General features: G+C 62.2%; 15 protein-coding genes. 8 read left to right on the top strand and 7 right to left on the bottom strand.

The features are described 5' to 3' along the window. Positions 1-1,113: membrane protein insertase YidC (yidC, locus tag B4E36_RS04745; RefSeq protein WP_345900049.1), on the top strand; the 1,113-nt coding region annotated here is incomplete at its 5' end. 108 nt (positions 1,114-1,221) lie between these two features. Next, positions 1,222-1,872 carry a ribosome biogenesis GTP-binding protein YihA/YsxC gene (gene yihA / locus B4E36_RS04740; protein WP_292056232.1) on the top strand — a complete coding sequence of 217 codons (651 nt, stop codon included), beginning with the start codon at positions 1,222-1,224 and terminating at the stop codon, positions 1,870-1,872. A 373-nt stretch (positions 1,873-2,245) separates the two neighbouring features. Here the strand turns inward: yihA and B4E36_RS04735 are convergent, their stop codons facing one another. The 3 genes from B4E36_RS04735 to B4E36_RS04725 all read right to left on the bottom strand — a co-directional run bounded on the left by B4E36_RS04735 (position 2,246) and on the right by B4E36_RS04725 (position 4,190). Continuing rightward, positions 2,246-2,803 (bottom strand): fasciclin domain-containing protein, encoded by a 558-nt coding sequence (locus B4E36_RS04735; RefSeq protein WP_345900048.1) that lies wholly within the window; start codon positions 2,801-2,803, stop codon positions 2,246-2,248. A gap of 140 nt (positions 2,804-2,943) precedes the next feature. Next, positions 2,944-3,654 (bottom strand): anti-sigma factor, encoded by a 711-nt coding sequence (locus B4E36_RS04730; RefSeq protein ID WP_292056238.1) that lies wholly within the window; start codon positions 3,652-3,654, stop codon positions 2,944-2,946. Then, positions 3,651-4,190 (bottom strand): sigma-70 family RNA polymerase sigma factor, encoded by a 540-nt coding sequence (locus B4E36_RS04725; RefSeq protein WP_292056241.1) that lies wholly within the window; start codon positions 4,188-4,190, stop codon positions 3,651-3,653. Before B4E36_RS04725 ends, B4E36_RS04730 begins: the two co-directional genes overlap by 4 nt. A 169-nt stretch (positions 4,191-4,359) precedes the next feature. Between B4E36_RS04725 and argB the strand changes: the two genes are divergently transcribed. Next, a complete protein-coding gene (gene argB, locus B4E36_RS04720) occupies positions 4,360-5,247 on the top strand; it encodes an acetylglutamate kinase (protein ID WP_292056243.1) in 888 nt (295 codons plus the stop codon). Between the two features lie 178 nt (positions 5,248-5,425). Here the strand turns inward: argB and B4E36_RS04715 are convergent, their stop codons facing one another. Continuing rightward, on the bottom strand, positions 5,426-6,742 hold the full coding sequence (locus B4E36_RS04715; RefSeq protein WP_345900047.1) for an MFS transporter: 1,317 nt from the start codon (positions 6,740-6,742) through the stop codon (positions 5,426-5,428). Between B4E36_RS04715 and B4E36_RS04710 the strand changes: the two genes are divergently transcribed. After that, positions 6,678-7,565 carry a LysR substrate-binding domain-containing protein gene (locus B4E36_RS04710; RefSeq protein WP_292056249.1) on the top strand — a complete coding sequence of 296 codons (888 nt, stop codon included), beginning with the start codon at positions 6,678-6,680 and terminating at the stop codon, positions 7,563-7,565. The two genes, B4E36_RS04715 and B4E36_RS04710, sit on opposite strands and share 65 nt — an antisense overlap. Positions 7,566-7,647: 82 nt before the next feature. Here B4E36_RS04710 and B4E36_RS04705 read toward each other — a convergent pair whose 3' ends face one another. After that, complete coding sequence (locus B4E36_RS04705) at positions 7,648-9,126, bottom strand: MFS transporter (protein WP_292056252.1); 1,479 nt, start codon at positions 9,124-9,126, stop codon at positions 7,648-7,650. 345 nt (positions 9,127-9,471) lie between these two features. Here B4E36_RS04705 and B4E36_RS04700 point away from each other — a divergent pair, with 345 nt between their 5' ends. Both B4E36_RS04700 and B4E36_RS04695 read left to right on the top strand, forming a co-directional pair. Continuing rightward, positions 9,472-11,262: a potassium/proton antiporter gene (locus B4E36_RS04700; protein ID WP_292056255.1), complete on the top strand. Its 1,791-nt coding sequence runs from the start codon at positions 9,472-9,474 to the stop codon at positions 11,260-11,262. 153 nt (positions 11,263-11,415) lie between these two features. Then, entirely contained in the window at positions 11,416-12,612 is a 1,197-nt protein-coding gene (locus tag B4E36_RS04695) for a phosphoglycerate kinase (RefSeq protein WP_292056258.1), read from the top strand. A gap of 317 nt (positions 12,613-12,929) precedes the next feature. Here the strand turns inward: B4E36_RS04695 and B4E36_RS04690 are convergent, their stop codons facing one another. Further along, positions 12,930-15,071: a TonB-dependent hemoglobin/transferrin/lactoferrin family receptor gene (locus B4E36_RS04690; protein ID WP_345900046.1), complete on the bottom strand. Its 2,142-nt coding sequence runs from the start codon at positions 15,069-15,071 to the stop codon at positions 12,930-12,932. 34 nt (positions 15,072-15,105) lie between these two features. Here B4E36_RS04690 and B4E36_RS04685 point away from each other — a divergent pair, with 34 nt between their 5' ends. Then, positions 15,106-15,288, top strand: coding sequence for a hypothetical protein (locus B4E36_RS04685; RefSeq protein ID WP_292056262.1), 183 nt, complete (start codon positions 15,106-15,108; stop codon positions 15,286-15,288). A gap of 95 nt (positions 15,289-15,383) precedes the next feature. After that, positions 15,384-15,950 carry a dual specificity protein phosphatase family protein gene (locus B4E36_RS04680; RefSeq protein WP_345900045.1) on the top strand — a complete coding sequence of 189 codons (567 nt, stop codon included), beginning with the start codon at positions 15,384-15,386 and terminating at the stop codon, positions 15,948-15,950. 9 nt (positions 15,951-15,959) lie between these two features. Here the strand turns inward: B4E36_RS04680 and B4E36_RS04675 are convergent, their stop codons facing one another. Beyond that, positions 15,960-16,844, bottom strand: a complete 885-nt coding sequence (locus B4E36_RS04675; RefSeq protein WP_292056267.1) for a LysR family transcriptional regulator — start codon at positions 16,842-16,844, stop codon at positions 15,960-15,962. Positions 16,845-17,104: the final 260 nt, after the last annotated feature.

The raw sequence follows: 17,104 nt of genomic DNA, 5'->3' as shown, positions 1-17,104 counted from the left end.
TGGGTTCTGCATGAAGGCTTCCTCGGCGTGTTCGGCGCCGATGCCGGCGTCACCCTGGAAACCTACAAATCGGTCGGCAAGGAAAACCAGAGCTTCGACGGCGCGACCGGCGGCTGGTTCGGCGTGACTGACAAATACTGGGGCACCGCCGTCATCCCGCAGGCCAATGTCAATTACGATGCGCGGTTCTCGCATTTCACCGATGGCCGCCCGCGCTATCAGGCGGATTACTCCGACAACGCCGCGCTGACGATCGCGCCCGGCCAGTCGGCTGACCTGAAGACCATGGTGTTCGCCGGGGCCAAGGAAACCAACACGCTGACGGCCTACGAGAACCAGTACAACATCCGGCTCTTCGACCGGATGATCGACTGGGGCTGGCTGTGGTTCATCACCAAGCCGCTGTTCCAGCTCATGGACTTCATCTACCATCAGGTCGGCAATTTCGGCGTGGCGATCCTGATCACCACCGTCATCATCAAGCTGATCTTCTTCCCGCTCGCCTCCAAGCAGTATGCCTCCATGGCCAACATGAAGCGCATGCAGCCGAAGATGACCGAGTTGAAGGAGCAATATGGCGACGACCGCATGGGCCTTCAGAAGGCGATGATGGAGCTCTACAAGAAGGAGAAGATCAATCCGGTCGCCGGCTGCTGGCCGATGCTGATCCAGATCCCGATCTTCTTCGCGCTCTACAAGGTGCTCTACGTCACCATTGAAATGCGCCACGCTCCGTTCTTCGGCTGGATCCAGGACCTCTCGGCGCCCGATCCGACCAGCCTGTTCAACCTGTTCGGTCTTCTGCCGTGGTCCGTGCCGTCCATTCTGATGATCGGCGCATGGCCGATCATCATGGGCATCACCATGTGGATCCAGATGCGCATGAACCCGACGCCGCCGGACAAGACCCAGGCGATGATCTTCAACTGGATGCCGGTCGTGTTCACCTACATGCTGGCGCAGTTCCCGGCAGGCCTGGTGATCTACTATGCATGGAACAACACGCTCTCGATCCTGCAGCAGTCGATCATCATGAAGCGCCACGGCGTCAAGATCGAGCTGTTCGACAATCTGAAGGGCGTGTTCCGCAAGAAGAAGCCGGCTTCGGAATAGGCCTGACCAGCTCTCCCTACTCGGAGAGGCTCAAATGGCGGCAAACGCCTCAAGGAAAACACGCCCGGCACCCTTGCCGGGCGTGTTCTTCATGGTAAGGATCGGGATATGACCCAGCAGATCGCCCAGGATGCAGCGCTTTTCGCCCGACCATGGATTTTCATCCGCGGCGTGCCCTCGATGAAGTTCCTGCCGCCGGAAGGCCCGGCCGAGGTCGCCTTCGCCGGCCGCTCCAATGTCGGCAAGTCCTCGCTGATCAATGCGCTGCTCACCCAGAAGGGGCTGGCGCGCACCTCCAACACGCCGGGCCGCACCCAGGAACTCAACTATTTCGTTCCCGACGGCTATTCCGGCGAGGGCGAGGACCTGCCGCCAATGGCGCTGGTGGACATGCCCGGCTACGGCTACGCCCAGGCTCCCAAGGCGCAGGTGGAGCAGTGGACCAAGCTGGTGTTCGACTATCTGCGCGGCCGCGCCACGCTGAAGCGGGTCTATGTGCTGATCGATGCCCGCCACGGCATCAAGAAGAATGACGAGGATGTGCTGGATCTGCTCGACAAGGCCGCCGTCTCCTATCAGATCGTGCTGACCAAGAGCGACAAGATCAAGCCGCCGGCGGTCGCCAAGCTTCTGACCGCCACCGCAGAAAAAATCCGCAAGCGCCCCGCCGCCTACCCCGTCATTCTCGCGACGTCTTCGGAAAAACATGACGGGCTCGATGCGTTGCGCCAGGCGATCATCGATACGATCAACATGTGATCGCACAAAAAAACCGCCCCGAAGGGCGGTCAGTTGACACCGGGGTTGGTGTTTTCCGCCGGGTCTTCTCGTCATGTATCCGGTCGGTATCGAGCAGTTCAGAGCGAAGCCCGCTCCTGACGCTGTCAGCTCGAACCTCCTCATCTCTGAGTTGCTTCGGATCACTATTCCCCTTTTGCGTGTCGTATTCGCGGCGGAAAACAGGTATTCCGAAGGAAACTGCGTCGTCCGAGACCAGGATGATGAAACCACCCGGGGGGAGGAAGAGGGACAGCGCGAGCCATCCCTCCCCGGGGGCTGCCGCCCCTGTTCAGCCAGTCATTGAGGTTCCTTGACCGACCGGATGCTGGAGCTGGCTTCCGGCCGCGAGGCCTCAGCTGGCAGGCAGCAGAACCTTGTCGATGACATGGATGACGCCGTTCGACTGCTCGACATCCGCGATCGTGACTTCGGCCACGCCGCCGTTTTCATCGGTCAGTGTGATGGTGCCGTTCATTTCCTTCGCCTTCAGCACGCAACCGCCCACGGTCGGCACGTCGTGCTCGCCGCCATCATCGGCGATCATCTTCTCGATTGCGGACGACATCGCATCCGCGGCGACGACATGGCAGGTCAGAACCTTGACCAGAGCGTCCTTGTTTTCCGGCATCAGAAGCGTGTCGACCGTGCCGTCCGGCAGTGCGGCGAAGGCTTCATTGGTCGGCGCGAAGACGGTGAAGGGGCCATCGCCCTGAAGCGTCTCGACAAGACCGGCGGCCTTCACGGCGGCGACCAGCGTGGTGTGGTCGGCGGAATTCATGGCGTTTTCGACGATATTCTTATCCGGATACATCTCGGCGCCGCCGACCATCGGATTGGCAGCGAAGGCCGCAATCGCGGTGCCCGAAACAAGCGCGGCGGCGATGGCGGTTTTCTTCAGAAGTGCAAACATGAAATTCTCCTCAAACTTTTCGTGTTCCGCCAGTCCTCGTGGCTGGCTATGAAACAAAGGACGAAAGGCCGGACAGAGAAGTTTCAGATTCTTTCAATTTTTTCCTAAATATATGTTTTAAAACGCTATTTTATTGTTCCTCAGAGCGATCTCAGCTCCCCGGCCGCGATCACCGGCCCGGTCGGCGCGCCCGAGGGCGAGCCGCCAAACGGCTCGATCGTGACCGCGAAGGAAGCGCCGGCATCGATGCGGCTGGCGACATTGCGCGGCACCGCGATTTCGCCCTCGCCGGTCTGCGGCAATACGCCGAGCGACAGCGGTGCATCCTCGCCCGCGATCAGCCAGAGCTCCAGTGAACGCTCATCCGCCGCGCCGGCTGCGACCGGCGTGAACGTCACGATGCCGTTGCGCGCGTTGTAGCGCGCCACGAGATTGACGGCGTTGTCCGGCCCGCTCAGTTCGGCAAGCAGGGTCGGCTGGGCCTCCGACAGGAAGCGCTCGCTTGCAAGAAAGGCGATGGCGAAGATGATGGCCACCGCCGCCACGCCGCGCCAAAGCGCGACGGAATCCCAGGCGCGGCCAATGAACCCCTGTTTCTCCTTGCCCGTGCCGAACAGCCGGGTTTCGATGGCGCCGTGCATATAGGCCGGCGGGGTTACCTCGCCATATTCCTCGTCGAGCGGCTCGAGCCTTGCCTGCCAGGCGTGAACCAGCGCGGCGAAGGCCGGATCGGAACGCATGCGCGCCTCGACGGTCTGCCGCGCATCCCGCGACAAGGTGCCCAGCACATATTCGCCGGCAACGACGCTGTCGTAGGGCTTGTCGCCTGATGTGTCTTCCGGCGTCGTCATGCTTCCAGGCACTCTTTCAGTTTGATCAGGCTGCGGCGCAGCCGCGTTCGCATGGTGTTGAGCGGAACCTTGTACTGCTCCGCCAGTTCGTTATAGCTCAGTCCCTGCACATAGGCGTCTTTCACGGCCGAGGCCCAATCGGGCTCGAGGCGCTGCATGCACTGGTCAATCCTGCGGCCCTCGCTTTTCAGGTGGGCGTCTTCTTCCGGCGTTCTGGAGCCGTCGGCGAGATCGTAGACATCGTCGATATCGCGCGTCGCGGGCTTTTTCTGCCGGAGCCGGTCGATTGCGTGGTTTCGGGCAATCGTCGCAAGCCAGCCCATCGGCGAGCGTCCATCGGTCGAGAACGTGCCGGCGCGCTGCCATATCCGCACGAAGATATCCTGCAAGGCGTCTTCCGCCTCGCCGCGTTCGCCCAGTATACGAAGACAGATCGCAAAAAGTTTCGGGCTCGCCTGCTCATAAAGCAGATTGAACGCGCTTCGATCGCGCATCGAAATCCGGGAGATCAGAACGCCGAGGTCTTCACCCGCCATGAAAGCCCTGCCCTGCCATTACGCTTTGTTCCTCCCTCGTGCCCGCTCCCGAATGATAAACATCAAGTTTGCCGGCGCAACCTCATCTTTTGGTTAAGGCTGTAGAGGAGTTTCCCAGACCGCCAGTTTGCGCTAAAAGGCCGCTGAGCAAATTGCAGCGGGAAAATTCATGTCACTGTCGGAAAGCGAACAGCAGGCGCGGCTCCTGGTCCAGGCCCTGCCCTATATGCAGAAATACGAGAACAAGACGATCGTGGTCAAATATGGCGGCCACGCCATGGGCGACAGCGAGCTTGGCCAGGCCTTCGCCAGCGATATCGCGCTGCTGAAGCAGTCGGGCGTGAACCCGATTGTGGTTCATGGCGGCGGGCCGCAGATCGGCAGCATGCTGAAACGCATGGGCATTGAATCGAAATTCGAAGGCGGGCTGCGGGTCACCGACCAGGCCACCGTCGAGATCGTCGAAATGGTGCTGGCGGGCTCGATCAACAAGGAGATCGTCGCGCTGATCAACCAGACCGGCGAATGGGCGATCGGGCTCTGCGGCAAGGACGGCAACATGGTGTTTGCCGAAAAGGCCAAGAAGACGGTGGTCGATCCCGACTCCAACATCGAGCGCGTGCTCGATCTCGGCTTTGTCGGCGAGGTCGTGACCGTCGACACCACCCTGCTCGATCTTCTGGCGAAATCCGAGATGATCCCGGTGATCGCGCCGGTGGCCCCGGGCCGCGCCGGCGAGACCTACAATATCAACGCGGATACCTTTGCCGGCGCGATTGCCGGCGCGTTGCGCGCCACGCGCCTGCTGTTCCTCACCGATGTCCCGGGCGTGCTGGACAAGAACGGCGAGCTGATCAAGGAACTCTCGGTCGCCGAGGCCCGCAACCTGATCCTCGACGGCACCGTTTCGGGCGGGATGATCCCCAAGGTCGAAACCTGCATCGAGGCGATCGAGGCCGGCGTCGAGGGCGTTGTCATCCTGAACGGCAAGGTCAAGCACTCGGTCCTGCTCGAAATCCTCACCAAGGGCGGCGCGGGCACGCTGCTGGTGCCCTAAGCTAGAGCTCGACCATAAACGGTCTGCCCTATACCAATTCATCCCCCATCGCCGGAGAGGATGGCCATCCTTTCCGGCGCTTCTTTATCTCACGAAGAAGCACAGAAATCTTAAGACAAGCGTTTCAGTTTTAACCGAAGCGTATCCGGCATCTGCGCGGCCGACGTTGTCGCGAATCTTAGGATTTCCGCGACAACAGCAGCGCCAATGCAGCCGAGGTCGCGCCGAAAGCGCATGTGCCGGTCCAGCCCCAGGCGGCATAGGCAGCGCCACCGATGCCAGCACCAACCGCACCCCCGGCGAGCATGGTCGCCATGAACACGGTGTTGAGCCGGCTGCGGGCGGTCGGATCGAGCGCATAGACGCGCGCCTGATTGGCGACCTGTGAGGACTGCACCGCCAAGTCCATCACAAGAATGCCGATGATCAGACCGATGAGTGAACTTTGCCAAAGGCCAAAGATCAGGAAGGCGAGCACCACGAAGGCCGCGCCAATCGATACGACGATGGCGGGGCCGCGCCTGTCGGCAAAACCGCCGGCAACTGGCGCGGCGAGCGCGCCCGCGATCCCGACAAGCGCCATAAGTCCAACAGCCGTACCGCCGAGCTCAAAGGGCGGTTCAGCTAGCAGCAACGCGAGATTCGACCAGAAGCCGATGAAGGCGGCGAAAATCAGGAACTGCACCATACCCGCCCGCCGGAGAACGCCATGCGTCCGCACCAGTGTCCACAAGGAGCCAAGTAGGCGCGGATAGCTCAGATCAGTTGTAGGCGGCACGCGGGGTAGCCAGAGCGCCAACGCCGCGCCGATCACGATCATCATGACGGCGGCGCACCAGAACACGAAAGGCCAACCCCAGAGGTCCGAGATCGTGCCGCTGACGGTGCGGGCAAGCAAAATGCCGATGAGGATGCCGCCCGTCACCTTGCCGAGAACGCGACCACGCTCGGCAGGTGCTGCCAGATGCACCGCGAGTGGAACGATCTGTTGCGCCACCGTGGCGAACAGGCCAACCGCGAGGCCGGCGACCGCCAGCCAGAGGAAGTCGGGCGAAACGGCCGCGCCGATCAAAGCCGCCACCAGAGCGCCGATGGTCACGAGGATGAGGGACTTGCGTTCCAGCCGGTCGCCGAGTGGCGCCAGGAACAGTACGCCGAGGGCATTGCCGGCCTGCGTCAGTACCGGCACGATGGCGGCGACACCGGCCGCCAACCCGAATTCCGCCGCCAGGTAGCCGAGAAAAGCCTGATTGTAATAGCTGTTGGCGACGGCCGCGCCCGCGCCAATCGCCAGAAGGCGGACGAGCACGGGTGACAGGTGGTCGGATCGGGTGCGGTCTGTTCTCATAGGCTGCATGAAATACAGTCCGATCCCGCGGACACAAACCATATCTGTTGCCGAATGATTAAGTTCAGCTAAACTGAAAGCTATGACATCACCCGTTTCCTTCGGCGCGTTGCGTACCTTCGTTGAAGTTGGCCGGCAGGGCAGCATCAAACGCGCCGCGCAGGAACTGAACGTGACGCCGGGAGCCGTCAGCCAGCAAGTCAAGGCACTGGAAGCGCGCTTCGGCATCCTGCTCCTTGAGCGCGGAAACCGAGAGGTGAAGCTTTCGGCGCACGGTCTGCGCCTGTTTGGCAAGGTCGCGCCGAGCTTCGAGCAGATCGACGCTGCCGTGCAATTGTTCGAGGATCGCCGACCGGGACCGCGTTCGCTGGTCGTCAGCACGACGCCTTCCTTTGCCGCGTGCTGGCTGACGCCACGTCTCGGTCGCTTCGTTGCACAGCATCCCGAGATCGAGATTCATATTGAAACGTCGGTGCAACTCGCGAACATGACAGGCGGCATGGTGGATGTGGCGATCCGGCACGGCTCCGGTGACTACCCCGGCCTCGACACCACGTTGCTCTTCATGCCGCAGCTTTTGGCGATCGCAAGCCCGTCGCTTCTAATCGACGGTCCCTTGAGCAATCCAGCCGATTGTCTGCGCTATCCACTTCTACAGGACCGCGACCGGGCCGACTGGCCGACATGGCTCGAATCGCATGGCGTCAAGCCTGCCCGGAACGCGACAAAAGGGCCGAGTTACGCCGATGACGCATTGCTGATCCAAGGCGCCATTGCCGGTCAGGGCCTCGCCATCGTGCGCGATATTTACGCGGCCCGCGCTTTGGACGCCGGTAGCGTCATTCTCGCGATCGACGCGCCCGTTGTGACCCCGGTCGGGTACTTTATACTCGTGCAGCCGGACAGAATGACTGTGCCGAAGATTGCAGCATTCCGCCGATGGATCATGTGCGAGGCCGGCGTTGCATAAATCCCGCTTAAAGCGACAATTCTGCACCATCAATACATCTAACCGGACGAACCAGCCGGGTTCGCCCGTCGCCATGGCGCCATCAGGCGATATGCGGCTCGGCCTTGCCCGGGCCGCTTGCGGCCTTGTGGGTCGGCAGCATCGTCGCGAGCACGGCCACGATCACATAGGCGACCAGATTGAAGACAACCGCGCCGGCAAAGGCCTGGACATAGGCCGGGTGCTGGTCGCCGCCGGCCGGAAGCAGGCTTGCCAGTCTGGAAAAGAAAATCCCGCTGATGATCGCGATCCCGAACGCGCCGCCGAGCTGCTGGACGGCCTGCAGCGCTCCGGAGGCCGAGCCCGCCTCGCGGGCTGGCACGCCTGCCAGCACGAGCTGGAAGATCGAGGCGATCGACATGCCAAGCCCCAGCCCCGCCGTCAGCAGCGGACCGAGCACGTCCCAGTGCGAAATCGTATCGGTGATGGTCAGCACATAGGAGCGCAGCCAGAAAATACCGACGAACAGCAGCGCCAGCCCGCAGATCATCCTGAATTTCAGCGCCACGCTGCCGAAGCGGCCGTTGGCGACCGACGCCAGAAAGACGCCAACTGAAAACGGCACTGTGGTGAGCCCCGACTTCAGCGGATCGAAATCGAAGCCGACCTGCAGGAAAATCGCAAGGCAAAGGAAGAAGCCCGGCATGGTGGAGAAGAACACCAGCGCCATCACGCTGCCGACCATGAAATTGCGGTTCGCGATCAGCGCGAAGGCCAGAAGCTGCGGCCGGTTGCGGCGGTTCTGGCGACGCTCCCACAACACGAACGCCGCCAGCGTCGGAATGGCGGCCGCCATCATCGCGAAGCACCAGGCCGGCCAGCCGAAATTGCGGCCCTCGACCAGTGGAAAGATCAACATGAACATTGCCGCAGCAATCAGCGCGATGCCCGCATAGTCGTTGCGCCCGCCGGGATGGCTTTCCGTATGGGGGACGAGCTTCCACCCGGCCAGAACCGCAAACACGCCGATCGGCAGGTTGATCAGGAAAATCGCGCGCCAGCCGAGGCCGAAAACATCATGGTCAATCAGCAACCCGCCAATGATCGGGCCGCTGACGGTTGCAATCCCCGCCATCATGCCGAAGAACGAAAAGGCGCGCGCGCGTTCGTGGGGCGGAAACATCACCTGCGCCAGCGCCAGCACCTGCGGCGTCATCATCGCGGCCGAGAAGCCCTGGAACAGGCGCGACGCAACCAGAAGCTCGATATTATGAGACAAACCGCAAAGCGCCGAACCGATGGTGAAGCTGAACACCCCGATCATGAACATCCGCTTCTTGCCGACGATATCGCCGAGCCTGCCGAACGGCAGCAGCGCCAAGGCAAACACCAGCACATAGCCCGCGACCACCCATTCGATGTCGGAATTGGAAGCCTCGAGACCCTTCTGGATCGAGGGCAGCGCGACATTGACGATGGTGACGTCGAGCATGTTCATGAACACGGCGCAAAGCAAGACGGCCAGCGCCACCCACCGGCCCGGATGCGGCTCGGCATGGGCATCAGTCAGACTGGAATTCACGAAAAACCTCCTTCAGGGCGAAGCGAGCACGGATCGAACGGTTTCGGGGAAGCCGCCATTGCGCCGGATATCAACATTGGCCTCTTGGTTACCACAAGCGTCAAGCGTGGCAATGATGATAGCGGCAAAAGATTCCGCGTCGCAGCCCGTTCCGCCTGAAAGAAGCGCCTTACGCCTGCCCGGATAAGCCGCGATCGGATTATTTCCGCCGTACGCCGACTTTAAACGGCGACATTAGAGGCAACGCTTTAAAAAATGCCGCAAATAGCCTATTTTGTTGAAAAAAGCAGGTTTCGCCAAACCTCGTTTCCATGCCCTCGCGCCGCTCTGCCGGAAGGACACAATTTGACGACGTTTTATCTGGCGGTGCTGGTATTTTCCGGCCTCGTCCTTCTTGCCGCGCTTTCCAGCGCGCTCGCTTTCCGTTTCGGCGCGCCGCTGCTGCTGCTGTTTCTCGGCGTCGGCCTACTGGCGGGCACCGACGGTTTCGGGATCGAGTTCGACAATGACGCGCTGACCTTCTATGTCGGCTCGCTGGCGCTCGCCGTGATCCTGTTCGATTCCGGCTTCGGCACGTCGTTCAAGACCTTCAAGACGAGCGCGGCGCCCGCCTTGTTGCTGGCAACGGCGGGCGTGGTGGCGACAGCGGGACTTGTGGCGGTGGCGGCCGCGCTGATCCTCGGCTTCTCGCTGCTCGAGGGCTTTCTGCTTGGTGCGATCGTCGCCTCGACGGACGCGGCGGCGGTGTTCTTCCTGATGCGCATCGGCGGCATCAGGGTGATGGACCGGGTGAGCGCAACGCTGGAAGTCGAATCCGGCATCAATGACCCGATGGCGATCTTCCTGACCATGACGCTGGTTTCCGTTCTCTCGATGAATGAAACCGGCGTTCAGGAAGTCCTGCCGATGCTGCTCCATTTCGTGCAGGAGATCGGCTTCGGCCTGCTGTTCGGCGTGATCGGCGGCGGCCTGACGGTGCTGATCGCCAACAGGTTCAGCCTCAATCGCGGCCTCGCGCCGATCCTGGTACTGACGGCGGCGCTCCTGATCTTCTCGGCCACGGGGGCGGCCGGCGGCAGCGGCTTCATGGCGGTCTATGTCGCGGGCCTGATCGCCGGCAACCGCCATGTCCGCTATGTCGGCTCCATCAGGCGGTTTCAGGAGGGCATGACCTGGCTCGCGCAGATCATCATGTTCCTGCTCCTCGGCCTCCTGGCCACGCCCCGGAACTTTCCCGAGATATTCCTTCCGGCCTTCGCGCTGGCGCTGTTTCTGGTCTTCGTCGCCCGCCCCGCCGCCGTCTGGCTCTGCCTGTGGAAGTTCAACTACAGGCCGCGCGAGACCAATTTCATCGCCTGGATCGGCCTGCGCGGAGCGGCCTCGATCCTGCTTGCCATCCTGCCGAGCCTTTACGGGCTGGAGAATGCCGGCCTTATCTTCAACATCGTCTTCGTCATGGTGCTGGTATCGCTGATCCTGCAGGGCTGGACGCTGGCGCCGCTCGCCCGGCTCCTGAAGCTGGTCCAGCCAAGGGCAAGCGGCGCGCTGGAGATCGTCGACATTGACCTCCACGAAAACGCCAAGCACGAATTATTGGTCTACCGCCTTGCCGAGGGCGCCCCGGTGCTCGACGGCGCGTCGATACCGCGCTGGGCCATCCCCTCGCTGGTGGTGCGCGACGGGCTTTCCATGCGGTATTTCTATGCCGGAAACCTGAAGGCCGGCGATTATCTCTATCTGTTCGTCATACCGGGCATGTCCTACCTGCTCGACCAGCTTTTCGCCGATCCGTCGCTTGCGGCAAACGCGGGAGAGGAGCCGCTGCTCGGCACCCAGGTGCTGCTGCCCGACCGCCCCCTGAAGGAGCTGCGTGCGATCGACCCGACGGTCGCGATACCGCCGGGGATCGAGGATATGCGGCTTGCCGACTACATGAAACAGGAACTCGGTGGCAAGCCGATCATCGCCGACCGGCTGCATCTCGGCCCGCTGGCTCTGATCGTGCGCGATGCCGATGCCGAGCACAATATTACCTCGATCGGGGTCTGGCGCGATGCCGCAAGCGAACGCCCTGAAGGGCCTCTCCGCTCCCTGAGCCGGTTCTTCGTCCGCCTGCGCCGCAGGGTGCGGCGATAGGCTTTTCATCGCCGCGACATTGCCGAGCGGGCGGTTTTTGAATAGGACTCCATTCGTTGATTTCAGTGACTTGTCTGCAGCCAGACATCAAGACGAGCCACAGCCAAACCCGCGCCCTTCCCCGGGGCGCCGCAACACGCAAGAGGACGACCCATGCCCGCCTTCAAGACCCTCGACGATCTGCCCGACATCAACGGCAAGCGCGTCCTTGTGCGCGTCGATCTGAACGTGCCTTTCAGCGACGGCCGGGTGACCGACGCGACCCGGATCGAGCGCGTCGCGCCGACGATCATCGAGCTCTCCGACAAGGGCGCCAAGGTGATCCTGATGGCCCATTTCGGCCGTCCCAAGGGGCAGGTCGTGGCGGACATGTCGCTTAAGCCGATCGTCCACGCCGTTGAGGAAGTGCTCGATCACGCCGTAGCATTTGCCGATGACTGCGTCGGCGAACCCGCCGAAAAGGCGATCGCGGCGATGACCGCCGGTGATATCCTGCTGCTCGAAAACACCCGCTTCCACAAGGGCGAGGAAAAGAACGACCCCGATTTCGTGGCCGCCCTTGCCGCAAACGGCGATGTCTACGTCAACGACGCCTTCTCCGCCGCCCACCGCGCCCATGCCTCCACCGAGGGGCTCGGCCACCACATGCCGGCCTATGCCGGCCGCACCATGCAGGCCGAACTCGAGGCGCTGGAAAGCGGTCTCGGCAATCCGAAGCACCCGGTCGTGGCGATCGTCGGCGGCGCCAAGGTCTCCACCAAGATCGACCTTCTGGAAAACCTGATCGACAAGGTTGACGCGCTGGTGATCGGCGGCGGCATGGCCAATACCTTCATCGCGGCCAAGGGCATCGATGTCGGCAAATCACTGTGCGAGCACGACCTTGCCGATACCGCCCGGACCATCATGGCAAAAGCCGAAAAGACCGGTTGCGCGATCGTGCTGCCCGTCGATGGCGTCGTCGCCGGCGAGTTTAAGGCCAATGCCGAAAACGAAACCGTCGCAATCGACGCGATCCCCGCCGACAAGATGATGCTCGATGTCGGCCCGCAATCCGTCATGACCATCAATGAATGGATCGAGAAGGCCGCAACCCTGGTCTGGAACGGCCCGCTCGGCGCATTCGAGATCGAGCCCTTCGACGCCGCCACCGTTGCCGCGGCAAAGTTCGCAGCCGAGCGCACCAGGGCGGGCAAGCTGACCTCGGTTGCCGGCGGCGGCGACACCGTCTCGGCCCTCAACCACGCCGGCGTCAAGGATGACTTCAGCTACGTCTCGACAGCCGGCGGCGCCTTCCTCGAATGGATGGAAGGCAAGGTTCTGCCGGGCGTGGAGATATTGAAGAAGTAGTGTCTGCCGCCCGCCTTTTCGGGATGGGACACGAAACTGGCCATCCTCGGAAGGCCGGCCTCAGGCCTGCTGACCAAGCTGCAATTTCAGATTTTTTGATCTTCGCTGATCGCACCCACAGGCGTCATGCTCGGGCTTGACCCCAGCATCCATACGGCACAAACCATTGATCAGAATGGTGTTTTTGAGGCTGAGCGCTCCGGCCTGGATCCTCGGGTCAAGCCCGAGGATGACGCAGAACTGGATGGCGAGCCCCTGTCAACATGAAGAAGCCGGCCTCCTCGGAGGCCGGCTTCTTCATGCTCGTCTGACGCCGCCTAGAACGTCTGCGTCACGGATACCTTGAATGTCCGGCCGGGCTCGGAATAGAAGCGCTCCGGCTGGGTCATGTCGGTGTCCTGAAGGTCCAGCGCGTTGTAGTAGGTCTGGTCGAACAGGTTGTAGACGCCGGCCTGGACCAGCAGGCCCTCGAACTGCTCCGGCGACCACCATGCGGTGACGTCGACGATGCCGTAGCCGGGCGCCTTGAACTCGGCGGTGGAACCATCCGGCACCTTGGCCGAAAGAATCCAGTTGGCGTTCGCGCCCCAGGTCTCGACATTGTAGCCTCCGCCGATCACCGCCTTCAGCGGCGCGACCGAACCGAGAATTTCGTTGGTATCCATGTTCCAGCCGCGCGCGAAGGCGAGCGAGGCGTGCATGTCCCAGTCATTGAGGAACGTCTTCTGGTAGCTGGCCTCGATACCGGCGATCTCGACATTGTCGATGTTGACGGTCTGGGTGATGCCGAGCGGATAGAGGCCGGCGGCAAAGCCGAGGTCGAGCGGATCGACCGACTGCGTGTCGATGAAATCCTTGTAACGGCTGTAGAAGGCCGAGACCCGGCCGCCATCGTCATCATCGCCGAAATTCGCGCCGAGTTCCACGCCCCAGCTCGTTTCCGGCTCGAGATCGGGATTGCCGATCCTGAGGTAGCTGCCCGGCGCACCGTAGTCGACGTAGAGCTCGCCGGGCGTCGGCGCGCGGAAGGCGGTCGAAATCTGGCCGTAGAGCTGGGTGAAGTCGTTGAGCTCGTAGGTGGCAAGCAGCTTCGGCGAAATCCGCCAGTCGCTCTGGCCCTCCGGCAGGCCGTTATAATTCGGGTTGTCGCGGTAGCCGGCGGTTTCCTGCGGATCATACTGATACCAGTCGAAACGAACGCCGGGGGTCAGCGCGAAACCACTGTCGCCGAACACGATCTCGTCATGGGCGTAGAGGCCCAGAACATAGCCGTCCACATCAGGCGTGTCGGCCTGGTTGGTGTGCAGGAAGCTGCAGGTGCTGAACGGAGCGAACGGCCCGGGACCGCAATTGTCGACGCCGCTCGAATACTGGCTGGTCTGCGAATAGTAGAAGTCGCCGCCGAGCGTGAAGGTATGCAATAGCGAGCCGGTGTCGATGCTTTTCTCGGCCCAGCCCGACCAGCCGTAGCGTTCCTCGTCGGTCTTGGATGTACGCGAATATTCGCCAAACGGCGGTGCGCCGCGCGATGGCAGGCGGATGCCGGAGGTGCCGCTCTCGCGCTCGCTCTTCAGCCAGTAGAAGGTGCTGAAGGCCTGGTCAATCAGACCGTCATCGGCGATGGCGTTGTAATTGTAGTCGATCGAGATGCGGTCGCGGTGTTTGTCTTCGGTGCCATCCCAGTTGTCCAGCGCATAGGTCGAGCCCTGATCGGTCAGAAGCTCGATATCCTTGTCGCGGTCGTAGCGCTCCACCGTCAGGCCGATGGTATGGGCTTCCATGATGTTCTGGCGGATCTTGAACAGCAGGTTGTTTTCGTCGAAGGTCGCCGGGTTCGGTTCGCTGCGGGTCGCACCGTAGCCGCCGACATCGCCCTGGTTGTCCATTTCATGACCGGTGGCGATGTCGCCCTGGAACAGAAGCGCGGTACCGCCCGATTGGATGGCGAACGCGCCCTCGCCGTCCATGCTGTTATCGGCGCTGTCATAGGTGAAGCCGATACGGCCGCCATAGCCCTTGTCGGGATCGATCAGGTCTTCGGGCTCAAGGGTTCTGAGCACGACCGTGCCGCCAAGCGAACCGCTGCCGGACCGCGAGCTGTCGGCGCCGCGCACGATGTCGATCGTCGCGATCGAATCGAACGAGAAGGCATCTCCGCCGCCGCTGGCGTCCGAACGCGCGGTGTCATCGAGATAGGGAATCTGGATGCCGTCGATGACGGTCGAAACGCGCGGGCCCTGCATGCCGCGAATGTTGACCGAGCCGGAATCATCGCCGACGAAGGTCACGCCCGGCTCCAGAATGCGGGTGTAATCGTCAAAATCGGTGACGATGTTCTGGTCGAGATCCTCGCGCGTCGTCTCTGTGGCAAGCGGGGTATCGGCGATCCCCTCCTTGCCGCCTGTTGTCGTCACGCTGACGGGGGAAAGCACGGTCGTCTGGGTGTTGTCCTGAGCCAAAGTGGCCGTGGCGCTTACAAGGGTGGCCAGAGCCGTGCACGATGCCAAAATCCGCGAAATACGCATCACCGAATCCTTCTTTTTCATTGAAGAACCTGGCTGGCTTGCGAACGGCATGGCGTACTGGCTGGCTGGGCATTTTCCGGCGGTCGCCGGTGTTGGACTATCCGCTATAAAACATGACTATAACTGTCAAGATAAATTGCCCGGCTTTTGACACATTTGCGACGCCTGTGCCGGATATGCGTCATCACAGCTTTTGTGCGGCCGAGAACCCGGCTATGATGGGTCAGGGCGAGTGAGGACGACCGGATGAACAAAAAGCGTCACGCGCGCCGGGTTGCGGCCGCTGTCGGCATGCTGGTGCTGACCAGCGGTATCTATCTCGGCGGGCTGCAGGCAAGCGGCAATTTTCACGAGGTCAAGGCGGGCGAGTTCTATCGCTCGGCGCAGCCCAGCGCGGACGCGCTTTCGCGCTATATCGACCAACACGGCATCAGGACCGTGATCAACCTGCGCGGCGCGAGCCCCGGCCGGGGGTGGTATGATGACGAGATCAAGGTGAGCGCGGCCAAGGGCGTCGAGCATATCGATTTCCCGATGTCGGACCGCGCCATATTGTCGCCGGAGCGCAGTATGGAATTGCTGGCGCTGATGCGCGATGCGCCGAAACCGATCCTGATCCACTGCAAGGCGGGCGCCGACCGCACCGGGCTAGCATCCGTGATCTATCTCCAGCAGCTCGGCGGCGTTGATGAGGAAACTGCCGAATGGCAGCTTTCCCCGCTTTACGGCCACATCGCCCTGCCCGGCATCGGGCCTTATGCCATGGACACAAGCTGGGAAGATCTCGAGAAAGTTTTCGGCCTCGATAGCTGAGGGCGTTCCCTACGGCGCAAACCGCGACCGCTCCTCCTTGAACCGCCGCGCCAGAAACCCGCGAATCAGCGCGATTCGGGCGAGACTGCCGGTATCGGGGTGGGAGAGAAGGTGATAGGCGCGGCGGAAATTGACCTCAGGCAGAATGCGCACCAGCCCCTCGGTGTCGCGTGCCACGAAATCATGCAGGATGCCGATGCCGATACCCGCCCTCACCGCCTCCATCTGGCCGGCGACGCCGGCGCAGCGGAACTGCCGGCCGGCAAAGCGCGCCAGATGCCCGGCATAATTCAGCGACGAGGCATAGGCATAATCCTCCACCCCGGTGACGACGACATGGTCGGCAAGCGCCTCCTCGCTTTCAGGCATGCCGTGCTGGCGGAGATAGGATGAAGCGGCATAAACGCCGAGCGTGTAATCCGTAAGCCTGGAGACCACCAGCCGGCCCTCCGCCGGCGGATCGAGTGTGATCGCAAGATCCGCCTCGCGCTTCGACAGCGAGAATGTGCGCGGCAGAGGCACAAGCTCGACGATCAGGCCGGGATGCTCTTCCTGCAGGCGTCCGAGTTCGGCGGCGAGAAAATAGGTGCCGAGCCCGTCCGGCGCGCCGACCCGCACCGTGCCGGAGAGGCTGGCGCCGCGCGCCCTGGTATCTTCCGCTATGCCCAGGATTTCCGTTTCCACCCGCTCGGCCACCGCCAGCAGCCGTTCGCCCGCTTCCGTCAGCGTCGAGCCGGAGGGGCGGCGTTCGAACAGCGGTTCGCCGAGCGCCTCCTCCAGCGCGTTCAGCCGGCGGGAGACCGTAGCGTGGTTGAGCCCGAGCGCCTGCGCCGCGGCAAGGATCTGCCCCCGTCGCGCCACCGCCAGAAAGACCCGCAGGTGATCCCAATCCATGCACCCGTCCTATAATTTCCGCACAATGGATTTTAGAATTATCGTGTTTCTTTGCAGAAATGAATAGGCGATAGTGTCGGGACAAACAGCATTGATCTTTCCCGTTGAAGGCAGGGAAATTGCATTTGGCCATGCGGCTTGCTCCAATACTCTCTCCCGCTTGCGGGAGAGATGCCCCGAAAGGGGCAGTGAGGGTGAAGCAGCATTTCAAACCGTGAGGGCCTCCGTGGGGAGAAACTCCCCCCTCACTGTCGCTGTCG

Origin of the sequence: Martelella sp. UBA3392 (genome assembly GCF_002358775.1) — a bacterium.
Taxonomy (GTDB): Bacteria; Pseudomonadota; Alphaproteobacteria; order Rhizobiales; family Rhizobiaceae; genus Martelella; species Martelella mediterranea.
This window is presented reverse-complemented; position numbering and strand designations above follow the sequence as displayed.